Source organism: Curtobacterium flaccumfaciens (genome assembly GCF_004361695.1).
GTDB lineage: Bacteria > Actinomycetota > Actinomycetes > Actinomycetales > Microbacteriaceae > Curtobacterium > Curtobacterium flaccumfaciens_B.
Map to the genome: position 1 here is coordinate 332,748 of NZ_SNVW01000004.1, position 15,528 is coordinate 348,275.

12 protein-coding genes are annotated in these 15,528 nt (G+C 72.6%); 8 read left to right on the plus strand and 4 right to left on the minus strand.

Annotated features, from left to right (window positions below):
* Positions 1 to 54: 54 nt before the first annotated feature.
* The 3 genes from EDF64_RS08400 to EDF64_RS08410 are packed head-to-tail and all read right to left on the minus strand — an operon-like array spanning position 55 to position 1,602.
* Complete coding sequence (locus EDF64_RS08400; RefSeq protein WP_133519549.1) at positions 55 to 495, minus strand: GNAT family N-acetyltransferase; 441 nt, start codon at positions 493 to 495, stop codon at positions 55 to 57.
* A gap of 52 nt (positions 496 to 547) precedes the next feature.
* Entirely contained in the window at positions 548 to 790 is a 243-nt protein-coding gene (locus EDF64_RS08405) for a zf-HC2 domain-containing protein (protein ID WP_133519550.1), read from the minus strand.
* On the minus strand, positions 787 to 1,602 hold the full coding sequence (locus tag EDF64_RS08410) for a sigma-70 family RNA polymerase sigma factor (protein WP_133519551.1): 816 nt from the start codon (positions 1,600 to 1,602) through the stop codon (positions 787 to 789). Before EDF64_RS08410 ends, EDF64_RS08405 begins: the two co-directional genes overlap by 4 nt.
* 186 nt (positions 1,603 to 1,788) lie before the next feature.
* Here EDF64_RS08410 and aroA point away from each other — a divergent pair, with 186 nt between their 5' ends.
* The 4 genes from aroA (at position 1,789) to EDF64_RS08430 (ending at position 6,744) form a co-directional block, all read left to right on the plus strand.
* The gene (gene aroA / locus EDF64_RS08415; protein WP_133519552.1) at positions 1,789 to 3,150 is read left to right on the plus strand and encodes a 3-phosphoshikimate 1-carboxyvinyltransferase; all 1,362 of its coding nucleotides are present in this window, start codon (positions 1,789 to 1,791) and stop codon (positions 3,148 to 3,150) included.
* 3 nt (positions 3,151 to 3,153) lie between these two features.
* A complete protein-coding gene (gene rsgA, locus EDF64_RS08420) occupies positions 3,154 to 4,215 on the plus strand; it encodes a ribosome small subunit-dependent GTPase A (RefSeq protein ID WP_133519553.1) in 1,062 nt (353 codons plus the stop codon).
* Between the two features lie 539 nt (positions 4,216 to 4,754).
* Complete coding sequence (locus tag EDF64_RS08425; RefSeq protein ID WP_133519554.1) at positions 4,755 to 5,936, plus strand: hypothetical protein; 1,182 nt, start codon at positions 4,755 to 4,757, stop codon at positions 5,934 to 5,936.
* A 25-nt stretch (positions 5,937 to 5,961) separates the two neighbouring features.
* Positions 5,962 to 6,744 carry an inositol monophosphatase family protein gene (locus EDF64_RS08430; RefSeq protein ID WP_133519555.1) on the plus strand — a complete coding sequence of 261 codons (783 nt, stop codon included), beginning with the start codon at positions 5,962 to 5,964 and terminating at the stop codon, positions 6,742 to 6,744.
* Here the strand turns inward: EDF64_RS08430 and EDF64_RS08435 are convergent.
* Positions 6,741 to 8,237, minus strand: coding sequence for an MFS transporter (locus EDF64_RS08435; RefSeq protein WP_133519556.1), 1,497 nt, complete (start codon positions 8,235 to 8,237; stop codon positions 6,741 to 6,743). The genes EDF64_RS08430 and EDF64_RS08435 overlap by 4 nt on opposite strands.
* A gap of 501 nt (positions 8,238 to 8,738) precedes the next feature.
* On the opposite strand from EDF64_RS08435, the gene EDF64_RS08440 reads away from it, so the two are divergent.
* The 4 genes from EDF64_RS08440 (at position 8,739) to EDF64_RS08455 (ending at position 15,500) form a co-directional block, all read left to right on the plus strand.
* Positions 8,739 to 11,435 carry a helix-turn-helix transcriptional regulator gene (locus EDF64_RS08440; protein ID WP_133519557.1) on the plus strand — a complete coding sequence of 899 codons (2,697 nt, stop codon included), beginning with the start codon at positions 8,739 to 8,741 and terminating at the stop codon, positions 11,433 to 11,435.
* Positions 11,436 to 11,876: 441 nt separating this feature from the next.
* On the plus strand, positions 11,877 to 13,691 hold the full coding sequence (gene glmS, locus EDF64_RS08445; protein ID WP_133519558.1) for a glutamine--fructose-6-phosphate transaminase (isomerizing): 1,815 nt from the start codon (positions 11,877 to 11,879) through the stop codon (positions 13,689 to 13,691).
* Positions 13,692 to 13,868: 177 nt separating this feature from the next.
* Positions 13,869 to 14,597 carry a M50 family metallopeptidase gene (locus EDF64_RS08450; protein WP_133519559.1) on the plus strand — a complete coding sequence of 243 codons (729 nt, stop codon included), beginning with the start codon at positions 13,869 to 13,871 and terminating at the stop codon, positions 14,595 to 14,597.
* A 369-nt stretch (positions 14,598 to 14,966) separates the two neighbouring features.
* Positions 14,967 to 15,500, plus strand: a complete 534-nt coding sequence (locus EDF64_RS08455; protein WP_243736299.1) for an NUDIX hydrolase — start codon at positions 14,967 to 14,969, stop codon at positions 15,498 to 15,500.
* Positions 15,501 to 15,528: the final 28 nt, after the last annotated feature.

Genomic DNA, 15,528 nt, shown 5'->3' on the forward strand with positions numbered 1-15,528 from the left:
GAGTCCGAGGGACTCCTGCACGGGGCGCTTCGACGTTCGCGAGGAACGTGACTGCTACGCGATCTTCGTGTAGCGCACCCCGGCGTCGTGGTACCCGCGCTTCTGGTAGAAGCGGTGCGCGCTGTCCGTCGCGGCTGCACTGACGGCGCTGAGGCGACGCGCGCCCTGCTCGACGGCCCACGTCTCGAAGGTGCCGATGAGTGCGGAACCGGTGCCGAGCCTCCTGGCTGACGGGTCGACCACCAGCAGGAGGAGCTGCGCCGTCGGTTCGTCGCTCGCGTAGGCCCACGTGACCTGCGCGCCCGCGACCGCGACTGCACGGCCGTCGTCGTCGCGGATCAGCCAGGTGCGGTGCCCGGCCTCGGGCGTGAGCCGTTCGAGGCGGGCCCGCATCGCGGACTCGTCGACCACGTGGCCGAGCAGGCGGACGAGAGCGGTGACGTCGGCGACGTCCGTGTCGGACCAGGCGGTGATCGACTCGACGGAGAGGGTCATGCCCGCGACACTACCGACCGGTCCGGCCGTGTGACGACGGCTGCCAGGACGTTCAGTGGGTCGCCTGCTCCAGCCGGATGCGCGCGAGGATCTCGCCGCGCAGCTGGTCCGGAGCGGTCTCCTTGCAGGCACGACGGACCGTCTCCATGAGCACGACACCGACGCGGTGCTCGGTGGTGCAGTCCTCGCACCCCTCCATGTGCTCGCGGATGTCCGCGGCGTCCTCGTGGCGGAGCTCGTCGTGGAGGAACTCCTCGAGCTCGGCCTTCGCCTTCGAGCAGTCGCAGCCGCTCATCGTGCTTCCTTCCCTTCGACGCGACCCGAGGTCGCGGCAACCTTCCGGCCCCGCCCGCGCATCGTCGCCGTCGACGCTGCGTCCGGGACGATGCCGGTCTCACGTGCGTGGTCCGCCAGGAGCCCCCGGAGGAGTCGGCGACCACGGTGGAGGCGGCTCATGACCGTCCCCACGGGGGTCTTCATGATGTCGGCGATCTCCTGGTACGAGAACCCTTCGACATCGGCGAAGTACACGGCCATCCGGAAGTCCTCGGGGATGGCCTGGAGCGCGTCCTTCACGGCGGAGGACGGCAGGTGATCGATGGCGTCGGCCTCGGCGGAACGCGCCGAGATCGACTGCGTCACGCTCTCCGCGCCGCCGAGCTGCCAGTCCTCGAGCTCGTCGATGGTGCCCTGGTACGGGTTCCGCTGGTTCTTGCGGTACGTGTTGATGAACGTGTTCGTGAGGATCCGGTACAGCCAGGCCTTGAGGTTCGTGCCCTGCTTGAACTGCCGGAACGCGGCGAACGCCTTGACGAAGGTCTCCTGCACGAGGTCGGACGCGTCGGCGGGGTTGCGGGTCATCCGCATCGCAGCGCCGTAGAGCTGGTCCATGAACGGCAGCGCCTGGTCCTCGAAGAGGGACCGGAGTTCGCCCTCGGAGACGGTCTTCGCGTCGACGACGTCGGCCTCGGTGTCGTCCGCCGCGGCGTCGTCCGCCGCCTCGTCGTCCTCGAGCGCTTCGTGCTCCTCGGTGACCGCGTCGAGTTGCGCCTCGGTCTCCTCGACCAGGTCGTTCGGTACTTCGGCGTGCGGTTCGTCGGTCGTCATCGCCGCCAAGTCTAGGCCGAGCGGGCTCCGCTCCGCAGCGCCCAGCGGGCCGTGCGCCGCAGCGCCGAGTGGGCCGCCGAGCGTCGTCGGCACGGCGGTCAGCACGCTGGTCGCGGCTGTCCGCTCTCGTGCGAGTGTTGCTGTCGCCACTGATCCTCCCGGTGCGTTCAGTACCCTTGTGAACCGATGGCAGCCACGACGCATTCCCAGCCCCGGACCGACCCCTGGACCGCACCGGTCGCGCGCGGTCCCCTGCGCGGCGACGTGTCGCTCCCCGGCTCGAAGTCGCTGACCAACCGCGAGCTCGTGCTCGCCGCCCTCGCGGACGGTCCCGCCACGATCCGGCTGCCCCTGCACTCGCGCGACTCAGCACTGATGATCGCGGGGCTCCGCGCGCTCGGCGTCGGCATCGACGAGGTCGTCCCCGCGTCCGGCGAGCAGCCGAACCCGTACGGCCCCGACCTCCGGATCACGCCCGCGCCGATGCACGGCGACGTCCGCGTCGACTGCGGGCTGGCCGGCACCGTGATGCGCTTCCTGCCGCCGCTCGCCGCGCTGGCGGTCGGTCCGGTGACGATCGACGGCGACCCGTACGCCCGGAAGCGCCCGATGCACGCGATCATCCGGGCGCTCGTCGACCTGGGCGTCGACGTGACGGACGACGGCGCCGGCGCGATGCCGTTCTCCTTCACCGGCACCGGGTCCGTCCGCGGCGGCACCCTGTCCATCGACGCCTCGGCGTCGTCCCAGTTCGTCTCCGGCCTGCTCCTCTCCGCGCCGCGCTTCGACGAGGGGCTGCACCTCACCCACGTCGGCGAGCGGCTGCCGAGCCTGCCGCACATCGACATGACGGTCGCGGCACTCCGCGCCCGCGGCGTCCGCGTCGACGAGCCGGCCGTCGGCGAGTGGGTCGTGCACCCCGGTCCGATCGCCGCCCGCGACGTCACCATCGAGCCGGACCTGTCGAACGCCGCGCCGTTCGCGGTCGCAGCGCTCGTCGCGGGCGGCTCCGTCCGCATCCGCACCTGGCCCTCCGAGACGACGCAGGTCGGCGCCGACCTCGAGACGCTCCTGCCCCTGTGGGGGGCGACCGTGGTCCGAGACGGTGACGACCTGGTCGTCGACGGCGGCGTCGGGATCCGGGGTGGGGCCTCCCTTCCGGGGCTCGAACTCGACCTGAGCCGCGGCGGTGAACTCGCCCCCGCGCTCGTCGCGCTCGCGGCGCTGGCCGCCGGCCCGACGGAGGTCACCGGCATCGGCCACCTGCGTGGGCACGAGACGGACCGGCTCGCCGCCCTGGCCGACGACCTCAACCGGTCTGGAGGCGCGGTCCGCGAACTCGACGACGGCCTGCGGATCGAGCCGGCTCCGCTCCACGGCGGCGACTGGGCCGCGTACGACGACCACCGGATGGCGACGGCGGGTGCGATCGTGGGCCTCGTCGTCGACGGCGTCGCCGTCGACGACATCGGGTCGACGGCGAAGACGCTGCCGCAGTTCCCGGAGCTCTGGGCCGCGCTGGTCGGTTCCTCGACGAGTGGGGACTGACCCGTGAGCTGGTGGGAGGACGCCGACGGTGACGTCTCCGACGTCGACGAGCCGTACGGGCAGTACGACGAGTCGAGCGTGCGGGTGCGTCCGAACCCGAAGGGCAACCGGCCGCGCACGAAGGTCCGGCCGACGTACGACGACGCTCCGGTCGGCTGGGTGACGAACGTCGACCGCGGGCGATTCGGCGTGCTGGTCGGCTCCGGAACGCCGGACGAGCACGTCATCACCGCCACGAAGGCACGCGAGCTCGGCAAGAAGTCCGTCGTCACGGGCGACCACGTGTCCCTCGCCGGCGACGTCTCCGGCGACGCCGGGTCCCTGGCCCGCATCGTGAAGGTCGCCGACCGCACCACGCTGCTGCGCCGGAGCGCCGACGACTCGGACGAGGTCGAGCGCGTCATCGTGGCGAACGCCGATCAGATGCTCATCGTCGTGGCGGCCGCCGACCCCGAGCCCCGCACGCGACTCATCGACCGCTACCTGGTGGCGGCCTTCGATGCCGGACTCGACCCGGTCCTCTGCATCACGAAGACCGACCTCGCCGACCCGGCACCGTTCCTGGCGCACTTCGCGTGCCTCGACCTCCGCATCGTGACGAGTCGCTCCGACGACGTGCCGTTCGAGGCCCTGCACGAGGTCCTCGACGACAAGGTCACGGTCACCGTGGGGCACTCCGGCGTGGGCAAGTCGACGCTCGTGAACGCCCTGACCGGCTCGACGCGCGCGATCGGTGTCGTGAACGCGGTCACCGGGCGCGGCCGGCACACCTCGTCGTCGTCGATCGCCCTGCGGGTGCGCGACGGCGGCTGGATCATCGACACCCCGGGCGTGCGGTCGTTCGGCCTCGGGCACGTCGACCCGGCGAACGTCTTCCGGGCGTTCGCCTCGCACGCGATCACCGTCGTACCGTCGGACAGCGGGATCCCGCTCGACCAGGCGCACGACTGGGAGATCGTCGACCGGGTGCAGGCCGGCGAGCTCGGGCCGACCGGGGTGGAGCGGCTCGACTCCTTCCGGGCGCTCCTGACCGGCATGGGCGCGTCCGACCCGGGCACGGAGTAGCCCGCGCGGCCGCGCGCCGCGCCGCGCCCGCGCGCGTGCCGCGGTGCGGGCGCGCCGCCGTGCGCCCGCCGACCCGTCTCGCACCCGTGGTGCCCGCCGAGATCGCACAAAACGTCGCGCTCGGCGCGCTCGAGCGGCACGTTCTGCGACCTCGGCGTGACGCACGCGGCGTGTCGTGCGATCTCGGCAGCGCCGGCGCGGCGACTCGCTCGACGCCGCGGGCTCGCCGCCCCCGTGCCGCGCCCGTGCCGCGCGCCGACCGGTCTCGCCGAGATCGCACAAAACGTCACGCTCAGCGCCCACGCACCGCACTTCGTGCGATCTCGGCGCACCGCACGCGGCACGTCGTGCCCGCTCGACGCCGCCAGCCCGGCGACGAACTCGCGCCAGCGGTCCCGGCACCCCGCTCGCCGAGATCGCACTTCGGCGGGTGTCGGTGACGTCGAGGCCCGCCGAAGTGCGATCTCGGCGTCGGCGAACTGGCCGAGCGCCGGACTCGGAGTCGACAAGTGTGCATCGTGGTTGTACAGTTGCCCGTCGTGTCAGAAGTTGCAAAGTACAACTTTGCGCCGACCCCCGCCGTCGACGCTCCGTCCTCCTCCCCTGCCGACCCGCACGTGCAGGCGCACCAGCACTCGCACGCCGCTCCCCGCACGCCGCGGTCGAGCCGGCAGCCGATCGGCCCGTCGGTCGTCCGCCCGCAGGGACTCGGTCGCGTCCTGCTGTCCTTCGGCTCGCACATCCTCGTGCCGCTCTTCCTGGCCGTCGGCATGGGGCTCGCCTACCTCGGCGCCTTCCACGCCCCGACCCCGCACGACCTGCCCGTCGGCATCGTCGGCCAGAGCGCCGCGACCCAGGTGTTCGCGCAGACCGTGACCGACCAGTCCGACGGCGCCCTCGTCGCGCACGTCGTCCGCTCGGCAGCCGAGGCGAGGGAGCAGGTCCGCGACCGCGACCTCGCCGCCGTGTACGCCCCCGGCGCCACCGGTGCGACGCTCTACGTGTCGACCGCGGCCTCGGAGACGACCGCCAGTGCGGCGCAGAAGATCTTCATGCCGATCGCCTACCAGGCACACCTGCCGTTCACCGTGCAGGACGTCGTGCCGACCGGCGACGAGGACACCACCGGACAGGGCCTCTTCTTCCTGCTCGTGGCGCTGAGCGTCGGCGGCTACGCGTCGGCCATCGCGGTCGCCGCGTTCGCGACCCGGCTCCGCCCGCTGTGGACCGCCGCGGTCGGCCTCGTCACCGCCGGCGTCGTCGCGGGCATCGGCGTCGTCATCGCCGGACCGATCTACGGCATCATCACGACGCACCAGTGGGAGGTCTTCCTGTTCGCGTGGATGTACGACGCGATCATCGTGGCCCTCGGCGTGGGGCTCCACCCACTGCTCGGCCGCTGGACGACCCCGGTCCTCACGATGCTCTTCGTGATGCTCAACTTCACGTCCTCCGGCGGCATCTTCCAGCCCGCCTTCCAGCCCGGGTTCTTCGCCGGTCTCAACACGTTCTGGAGCGGCGCCGCCTGGCTGCGGGCCGCGCAGGACCTGCTGTACTTCCCCGGCGCCTCGCTCGGACGTCCGTCACTCGTGCTGGCCCTCTGGCTGACCGTCGCGGTGCTCCTCTGCGTCGTCGTGCACGGGCTCGTCGCCCGTCGGACGCGGATCGCCCGCGAGCGCGAGGTCACCCGTCTCGAGGAGGAAGAGGTCGTCGCCGCCTGACGCCGTCACCGGTACGCTGACCGTCGTGGACCTCAGTGCCGATCTGGACTTCGCCCGCTCCCTCGCCGACACCGCCGACGCGATCAGCCTCGAACGGTTCCGGGCGGCCGACCTGCACGTGTCCCGGAAGGCCGACAGCACGCACGTGACCGACGCCGACCAGGCCGTCGAGCGGGCGCTCCGCGAACGGCTCGCCGCCGAGCGTCCGGACGACGCGTTCCTCGGCGAGGAGACCACGGCCGACACCGGTGCCGAGGCCGTCAGCGAGGGCCACCGGCAGTGGGTCGTCGACCCGATCGACGGCACCGCGAACTACCTGCGCGGGGTGCCGGTCTGGGCGACCCTCATCGCCCTCGCCGTCGACGGGCGCCCAGTGCTCGGCGTGGTCAGCGCCCCCGCCCTCGGCAAGCGCTGGTGGGCGGCGGACGGCCTCGGCGCACACTCGTTCGACGGACCGCTCCGGGTGTCCGGCGTCGACACCCTCGCCGATGCCAGCCTCAGCTACAACAGCATCCAGCAGTGGGACGACGACGACCGGCTGCAGCCGCTGATCGACCTGTCCCGCAAGGTCTGGCGGACCCGGGCGTACGGGGACATGTGGCCGTACATGATGGTGGCCGAGGGGGTCCTCGACGTCGCCGGCGAGCCCGACCTCAAGCCGTGGGACATCGCGGCGCTCGTGCCCATCGTGGAAGAGGCGGGTGGCCGCTTCACGTCGCTCGACGGCGACCCGGGGCCGTGGCACGGCAGCGCGCTCGCGACCAACGGTCTGGTGCACGACGCCGTCGTCGAGGTCATCCGCCGCTAGGCCGTCGCCGACGCCGCCCGCTTCGCGGCCCGCCGCCGCACGACCAGGTCGCTGACGGCCAGCACGAGCGCCAGCGCCATGAGCGACACCGTGAACGTCGTCCCGCTCCGGAAGGCGTCGTGGTACGCATCCAGGCGAGCGGCCCCGCTGGCCCCCGCCGTCTCCCCGCGCACGATCCCGTAGAAGATGCTCGTCGCCACCGCGGTCCCGATCGCCGTCCCGACGCGCTGCCCGAGCTGCTGCATCGACCCCGCGACACCGGACTGCTCGATCGGCACCTCGGCCAGGGTGAGCGTCTGGTTCGGTGACACGACGAACCCGCCGCCGAGCCCGCCGACGAGGAACGCGCCGGCCATGGCCCACGGCGTCACGTCCGGCGGGGTGAGCGTCGCGGCGAGCACGAGCAGCAGGAACCCGATCACGACGAAGCCGAGCCCCGCGACGACGAGCGCCCGACCGACCCGGTCGACGATGCGCCCGCCGATGTAGGAGCCGACGGCACTGGTCGCGGCGAACGGGATGCTCACCATGCCGGCGAACAGCGGCGCGAGCCCGAGGCCCTCCTGCAGGTACAGCGTCACCATGAGGAACGAGGCCGGCAGCGCGGCGAAGTACACCGCGACGATCGACAGCCCGTTGCGGTACGACGACAGCCGGAACAGCTCGAAGTGGATGACCGGCGACTTGCCCTGCGCCTTGTAGCGGTTCTCCCACCGGACGAACGCGGCGACGAACACGGCGAAGCCGACGAGCCAGAACCACCGCGCCTGGGAGTCGCCGGCGCCGGTCGTGAGGACGAACGGCAGCATCAGGGTGATGATCGCCGCTCCGAGCAGCAGGATGCCGACGATGTCGAGTTCCCGGTCCTTCGGGCGGCCCTGCGACCCGCGGGGCAGGAGCTTCAGGGCGAACACCAGCGCCGCGATGCCGAGCGGCACGTTCATCCAGAACAGCAGCCGCCAGCCGGACTCCTCACCGCCGATCGCGATGAGGCCACCACCGATGGTGGGGCCGAGCGCGGTGGAGATGCCGATCATCGCGCCGAACAGCCCGAAGGCCCGGCCGCGCTCGGGCCCGCGGAACAGCTGCTGCACGAGCCCGATCACCTGCGGCATCTGGGTACCGGCGGCGAACCCCTGCAGGATGCGCGTGACGATGAGGACCTGGATGTTCGGGGCGATCGCGCACAGCAGGCTCGACGTGGTGAACGCGACGAGCCCGACGATGAACAGCGCTCGACGGCTCTTGAGGTCGCCGAGCCGGCCCGCCGGCACGAGCGCGAGCCCGAACGCCAGCGCGTACCCCGCGACGATGAGCTGGAGGGACGAGCTGGTCGCGCCGAGGGACTGCTCGATCGACGGCAGCCCGACGTTGACCTTCGACAGGTCGAGGATGGTGAGCGCCGCGACGGCGACGCAGACGGCGAAGGCCCGCCACCGGGTGCGGTCGTCGGGGCGGGAGTCGGTCGGGGCGGTCGGATCGGCGCTGGACATCAGGTTCCGTGCTACACGGAACGGGCCGAACCGGTCCGAACCGGGCTGTACCCCGTTCCTGTACCACGGTCTCCGACCACCGATGACCGGATCACCCCCGAACGCCCCCCGAGGGGGGCACGTGGCCCCCCGGACTGGGGTCAGGAGGGGGTGACATCGGATTGCGGAGACCGGCCATCCGCGTCCGAACCTGAGTTATCGTGCTCCCAGGCGGCAGGTCAAGCGACGTCTCGGATTCCCTAGATCCGGGCAACAGCAGGACCGGTCGTGCTTCGTCCGAAGACCCTAACCCGAGGGGTGATACAGACGATGACTTCATCGTTCCCGAGCGGAACCGAGTGCACCCTCACTCGTCATCCGCATTCCGAAATCCGATCTGACCGTTCTGGCGCGCGTACCCTCGCCGCTTCTCGTCCGGCTCTGCGCGTGCCCAACGGCCGCGCCACGTTCCGGCTCTCCTCCTTCGCTGCATCCGCTTCCGGACCCGGAGGCCGGTGAGTCATGGGACTCACCGGTCGCCGTCTCGAGGTCGACCGGATCGCGACCCTCGCCGTACTCCCTCGGGAGTCCGCGATGGTCGTCGTCGGCGACCCTGGTTCCGGACGCAGTAGCGTCCTCGACGCGGTGTCCAACCGCGTCTCCCTCCCCGTCGTCCGCGTCGGTGTGAACGGGAGCGAATCGCACTGGCCCCTGGCCGGTGTGGCGTCGCTCTTCACCGCACTCGACGACCCCCGGGCGACGGCCCACATCGCGCACCTCCTGCAGGGGAACGCGCCCGCCGACCGGCAGACGCCGGGACTCGCGGCGGCGCACGACTTCCTCGACGCGGTGCACGCCCTCACCCTGCCGCCGACGCTCGTGCTCATCGACGACCTGGACCGCATGGACGTGGAGAGCCAAGAGCTCATCGCGTTCCTGGCGAGCCGGCTCGCCGGGACCGCACTCCGCGTCGTGGCAACGGTCCGCACGGTGCCGTCGAACGGTCCGCTCGCGGCCCTGCCGATGCTCCGGATCGAACCGCTGCCCGCGGACGAGGCACTCGTGCTCGCCCGTGCCATGGCTCCGGAAGAGGCGAACGACGGCGTCCTCGCCGTCCTCGCCGAGGAGACCGGTGGCAACCCCGGCGCGCTGCGCGAGCAGCTCGCCGTGCTCAGCCGCGAGCAGCTGAACGGCTCCGAGCCGCTCGTGCTGCCGCTCCGCCCCACGCCGACCACCGAGGCCATCGCGGCCCTGGCGCTCGGCACCGTCGCGGGACGCGATCTGGACGTCCTCGCACGACTGGCGCTCGTCCCCGTGGCGAAGACCACCGGGTGGGACCGGGACGAACTCGACGACCTGGCCAACGCCGGACTCACGTCCGTCAAGGGGCAGACCGTCTCCGTCCGCGATCCCCTCGTCCGCTCCGCGCTGTACTGGCGGATGCCGGCACGTGACCGGCGGGCTGCGCACACCGAGATGGCCGCGGCGAGCGCCGACTGCGATCCGCGTGCGGCCGCCTGGCACCGCAGCTTCGTCGACGACGTCCCGGACGTGGTCGCGCTGCTCCGGGCCGCTCGGTCCTACGTGGTGGACGGCAACGCCCAGGCCGCGGTCGTCCTCACCGAGCGTGCACTGCACATCGGCGGGGGCACCGAGGACGAGCACGGTGCGCTGCTCGGGGTCGCCGAGGCCCTGCTGGCGAACCGGCTGCTCGGCTTCGCCGCGCGGTACCTCGCCGCGATCCGACCGTTCCGGGCGATGGCCGACGAGACCCGTCGCCTCCGCCTGGAGTACTCGGTGCAGTACCTCAGCGGTGACGCCGTGCACGCGGACGAGCTCCTCGTGCCGGTCGACCCGACGGACGCCGCCGAGGCGGACGCCGTGGGTGGTCTGCTCGCGATGGTCGCCTGCTTCCGTGCCGAGGCGTGGGAGCTCGACCAGGCGAAGGACCTCCTCGCCCGTGCCGAGCCGCTCCGTCGCTCCGCGTCGGTGCACACGGTTGAGATCACCCAGACGGCACGCGAGCTGATCGCCGCCGTCGAGGGGTCCCTGCCGGCCGACGCGGACCTGCACGAAGGACTGTCGACCACGACGCTCGTCGCGATGTCGGACCCCGCCCTGCTGCTCCTCGCCCACGCGCTGAGCATCGCCGAGCGGTACCGCAGTGCACGCCGGGTCTTCGCCCTCGTCCTCGCACGGGGCCAGGAGGCGCAGCCGGTGTGGACCGAGGCGGCCCGCTACCTGTCCGCCGAGAACGAGGTGCGCTCCGGGAACTTCCGGCAGGCGCTCCGCGCGATCGACGTGTGGGAGGCCGGTTCGTCGGTCGTCGAGCGGCTCCGTGAGCCGTCCCGTGCGATCGCGATCGCGTGGCGGCACTTCGCCGAGGGGCGCTCCCCCGAGGCCCTCGAGGTCGTCGACCGGTGCCTGGCGCAGCGGTCCACGAACCGCCTGTGGGGTGCCACCGCCAAGCTGCACGCCCTCCGTGGGCGGGTGCTGCTGCTCGACGGCCGGCTCGAGGAGGCCGCCGCGTCCCTCGAGGCCGCCGACGCCATCGGCCGGTCGTTGCGGAACCCCGCGGTGCTCCGGCACCTCGGCGACCTGGTGGAGGCGTACACGCGCCTCGACCGGATCGACGACGCCCGGACCGTCGCGGCCCGGTTGGCGGCGGACCACCACGCACGGCCGTCCCGCTGGGGTGCGCTCGTGCTGGCCCGCAGCCTGGCCCTGGTGGCCGACGACACGACCCGTGAGACCGCGCGTCGGCGTGCGCTGGAGCTGTTCCAGCCGCACGACTCGCAGTTCGAGCGGGCTCGCACCTTCGCGGCCCTCGCGGCCGTCGGGAGCGTGAACGAGCGTCCGCGTCTCGGTGCGGCTGCCGCGGCGGCGTACGAGGCGGCGGGGCTCCGGCGTCCGCTCGCCACTCCGGTCGCGTCGGCGGCGATGCCGTCCTTCGGGCTGCAGTCGTCGCTCCGTTCCGGCCCGGTGCTGTCCGCGTCGATGCCCGGGACGCCCCGGAGTGCGCCGGACGCGTCGACGGTGCTCACCTCGCTGACCGCGGAGGAGCGCGCCGTCGTGCAGAAGGTGACGGAGGGGTACCGCAACCGCGAGATCGCCTCGTCGCTGTTCATGTCGCAGCGGACGGTGGAGCTGCGGCTGACGCAGATCTACCGGAAGGTGGGGGCGCGGTCGCGCTCGCACCTGGTCGCGCTCCTCACGTGATCTGAACGCGACTCCACGACGGACTGGAGGCACGGTGCCAGCTGGCACCGTGCCTCCAGTCCGTTTTTCCGTGCGTCCGCACCCACCCGACGGGCCGCGCGCGGGTGGTTGCGGGAGTCCGCACGCGGCCGCACCGGATCGCACCCCGGGCGCGGGGAACCGCAAGAGCGGTCGACGACTGTTGCCGTGTCACCTTCCCCGGGTGAGGCTTCTCCTGCACCGACCGCCGTTCCCCTCCCCCGGGGACAGCCCGTGGTACCCCGTCCGGTACCCGAACCGTCGGCCGCGGAAGCCGACGTCCGTCCTCGCCTGATCCGAGGACGGGCGCCGGCCCCGGTCGCCGGCCCCGGACGCACGGCAGACCCGACGGCGGTCGGTGCCGCACCACTCCCCCGAACTCCCCGAACACCCCCGCTGCTCTCCCACCCGAAGGGACCCCAGATGTGCGGCATCATCGCGGCCCGCGTCTCCGACGACGCGACGCCCTACCTGCTCGACGGACTCGAACGCCTCGAGTACCGCGGCTACGACTCCGCGGGGGTCGCCGTCCGGACCGCCACCGGCGGCACCGAGACCATCCGGTCCGTGTCGCGTGTCGGTGACCTCCGGACGCTCGTCGCCGCACGGTCGGGGGACGCCCTCACCGGCACCGGCATCGGCCACACGCGCTGGGCCACCCACGGCATCGTCCGCGAGGCGAACGCCCACCCGCACGCCGACTGCTCCGGACGGATCAGCATCGTGCACAACGGCATCATCGAGAACGCGGACCGTCTGCGGGCGAACCTCGAGCGGCAGGGACACGTGTTCGCGTCCGACGTCGACTCCGAGGTCATCGCGCACCTCGTCGAGCGGGCCCTCGCCGTCGACCCGGACCTCATGCTCGCGGTGCAGATCGCGACCGCGCAGCTCGAGGGGTCCTGGGCGATCGTCGTCCTCGACGCCCGGGACGGCCGCATGGTCGCCGCCGCCGACCGCTCCCCGCTCGTCGTGGCCCGGTCCGCCCGCGGTGACTTCGTCGCCAGTGACATCGGCGCGATCGCCGAGTGGTGCGAGACGTTCGTCGCCCTCCGCGACGGCGACGTCGTCGAGCTCGGCGAGGCGTGGACATGGTCGTCCGCCGGCGTCACCGTGCCGGTGCCGTTCCCGACGCCCGCGCCGTTCGCCGGTGCCGCGCTCGACCTCGGCGACCACCCCGACCACATGGCGAAGGAGATCGAGGAGCAGCCCGCCGTGGTCGCCTCGATCCTCGACCGCGTGGCCCGCCGTGCCGCCGACGGCAGCATGTGGGTCGGCCTCGGGCTGCCCGGCTTCCACCGCCTCGCGATCGTCGCGTGCGGGACCTCGCTCAACGCCGGTCAGGTGATCGCCACCGCCCTCCGCGGGATCGGCGGCGTGCCGACGGACATCGTCGTGGCGAGCGAGGCGGAGCAGGTCGTGCTCGGCCCGGGCACCCTGGTGGTCGCCATCAGCCAGTCCGGCGAGACCGCGGACGTCCTCCGTGCGCTCGACCGGTTCGAGGACCGGCACCCGGTGCTCGCGCTGACGAACAACGTGCACTCGTCGCTCGCCCGCCGTGCCGACGCGGTGCTCGACTGCCACGCCGGCCCCGAGATCGGGGTCGCCGCCACGAAGACCTTCACCGCGCAGGTGGTCGTCGGCGTCGCCGCGATGATCTCCGCGCTCGTCGCGTCCGGCCGGATCGACGCCGACCGGGCCGCCGCGCTGGTGGCCGAGCTCACCGACCTGCCGGCCCGCATCGAACACGCCGCCGAGATCGCCGCCGACCGGATCCCGCTCCTGGTGTCGAGCGTCCGGGAGGCCACCGGCTTCCTGTTCCTCGGCCGCGGTGCCGGGCTGCCGTACGCCGCCGAGGGTGCCCTGAAGCTCAAGGAGCTCAGCTACCGGTGGGCCGAGGCCTACCCGGCGGGCGAGCTGAAGCACGGACCGCTCGCCCTGGTCGACGAGGGCACGCCGGTCGTCGTCATCGACCACGGCGAACCCCGACTGCAGGCGAACATCGCCGAGGTCCGGGCCCGCGGCGGCTTCGTCATCACCATCGGCGGCGAGGGGTCGGACATCCCGGCGCTCGGTCGACGTGCCGCCGGGGACCTCGCCTGGGGCCGTGCGACGGCACCGTGGGGTCCGCTCGAGGCCGTCGTCCCCCTGCAGATGCTCGCCCGCGAACTCGCGCTGCAGCTCGGCTGCGACGTCGACAAGCCGAGGAACCTCGCGAAGTCGGTGACGGTCGAATAGCCAGGCACATCCGCATGAACCGGTTGACGGTGTTCCTCGCCGTCCTCACCGCGCTCGCCATCATCGCGACGATCGTCGTGATCGCGGTGGCGCTGGTGCCGTCCTGGACCTCCTGAGCACCCTGAGCGTCCCGAGCGTCCTCGGCTCCTCCCCGGAGGGGGCTGCGATCATGGTCCCTTGACCACCGCAGCCCCCTCCCTCGTCGCCCCGTCACTCGTGTTCGTCGCGCTCCTGGTCGGGGCGGTCCTGCCGTTCGTGCCCGTCGTCGGCCGCGTGGCGCGCATCGCCGCGACCATCGCCCACGAGGTCGGCCACGCCGTCGTCGTCGTGCCGTTCGGCGGCCGCATCCAGCGCATCGAGCTGCACCCGGACGGGTCCGGCGAGGCGTGGGTGCATCTCGGCCGGGTGCCGGGCGGGATCCGCTGGCTCGTCCGGGTCCTCAACCTGTACGCCGGCTACAGCGCACCGCTCTGGGCCGGGGTGCTCCTCGTCACCGGGGTGCTGCACGGGTCGCGGTGGTTGCCCGTCGTGGTGCTCGGCGTCGTCGGGCTCGTGGCGCTCGCGTTCGTCCGGAACTGGTTCGGGCTCCTGGTCGTCATCGGCTTCGACGTGCTCGCGCTCTGGGTCGCGCTCCGTCCCTCGGACACCACGGTGCTCGTCGTCGCCGCCGTCGGGGCGTTCTTCGTGGTCGACGGGCTGCGCTCGGTGGTGCAGGTCGCGCGGTGGCTGCTGACCGGTGCCCGCGTGCAGACCGACTTCCACATCGCGGCGGCGGAGATGCGCGTGCCGGCGACGCTCTGGTTCGTGCTGTTCGTGGCGGTCAACGCCGTGGCGGTGTGGCTCGCGCGCGGCCCACTCCTCGAGGTGTGGGCGACGGTCGCGGCGGGCGTGCGCGCGCTGTTCTGACCCGCGCGCGGGCGTGTGAGCCGGTTGCTGCTGCGGTGGTCGCGGGTTCCGACTCGCAACGACGACTCCGCTGTCGTACGACGTCGACCTTGTCGCACCACGGCGCGCACAACAGTTGCAGGCGCGCGGGAACGACGACTCCGCTGTCGTACGACAACGGCCTTGTCGCACCACCCCGCAGGTGGCGCGCCCCGATGCACGTGTACCGTTCGACGTCACGATCGTCGATCGACCGGCATCGTGTCGAACCTTGCGTCCGCACCGTGTGCACGTGCATGAGTCGACATGGCACGCGTCGATCGACGGGCGCGGTGTCGCAAACGACGCGTGGTACGGCGAGCGACGCACGAGCCCTGCGAGGATGACACTGTGCACCTCGACGCCGTGACCACTGCCCTCGCCGCGACGACGACCCCGAACCGCGACGGCTTCGAGTCCTTCGTGCGGGCCCACGGCGACGCTGCCCTCAGACGCGACGGCGGCCCCGAGCACCTCACGGCATCGTGCTTCGTGCTGTCGCCGGACCTCCGGAAGGTGCTCCTCTGCCTCCACCGCAAGGGCCGTTTCTGGGTGCAGTTCGGCGGCCACCTCGAGCCCGACGACCTCGACCTCGCCGACGCCGCCCGCCGCGAAGCCCGCGAGGAGTCCGGCATCGTGGACCTCGAGCTTCTCGACGGCGCCGTCGTGGACCTCGACCGCCACGACCTGCACGGGGGCTTCGCCTGCGCCGCGCACTGGGACGTCGGCTTCGTCGCCCTGGCCGACCCGGCGTCGACCACCACGGTCAGCGACGAGAGCGACGACGTCCGGTGGTTCCCGCTCGACGCGCTGCCCGACACCGTGCCCGACGGCTTCTCGGCACGCCTGGCCGCGGTGGTCCGCTCGGTCGCGTCCGGCGACTGACGACGGCCTGGAGGCACGTGGCGGCCCC

Coding starts and splice junctions, on each gene's coding strand:
- EDF64_RS08400 (WP_133519549.1), bottom strand. CDS start 495: ATGACCCTCTCCGTCGAGTCGATCACCGCCTGGTCCGACACGGACGTC.
- EDF64_RS08405 (WP_133519550.1), bottom strand. CDS start 790: ATGAGCGGCTGCGACTGCTCGAAGGCGAAGGCCGAGCTCGAGGAGTTC.
- EDF64_RS08410 (WP_133519551.1), bottom strand. CDS start 1,602: ATGACGACCGACGAACCGCACGCCGAAGTACCGAACGACCTGGTCGAG.
- aroA (WP_133519552.1), top strand. CDS start 1,789: ATGGCAGCCACGACGCATTCCCAGCCCCGGACCGACCCCTGGACCGCA.
- EDF64_RS08435 (WP_133519556.1), bottom strand. CDS start 8,237: ATGTCCAGCGCCGATCCGACCGCCCCGACCGACTCCCGCCCCGACGAC.
- EDF64_RS08440 (WP_133519557.1), top strand. CDS start 8,739: ATGGGACTCACCGGTCGCCGTCTCGAGGTCGACCGGATCGCGACCCTC.
- glmS (WP_133519558.1), top strand. CDS start 11,877: ATGTGCGGCATCATCGCGGCCCGCGTCTCCGACGACGCGACGCCCTAC.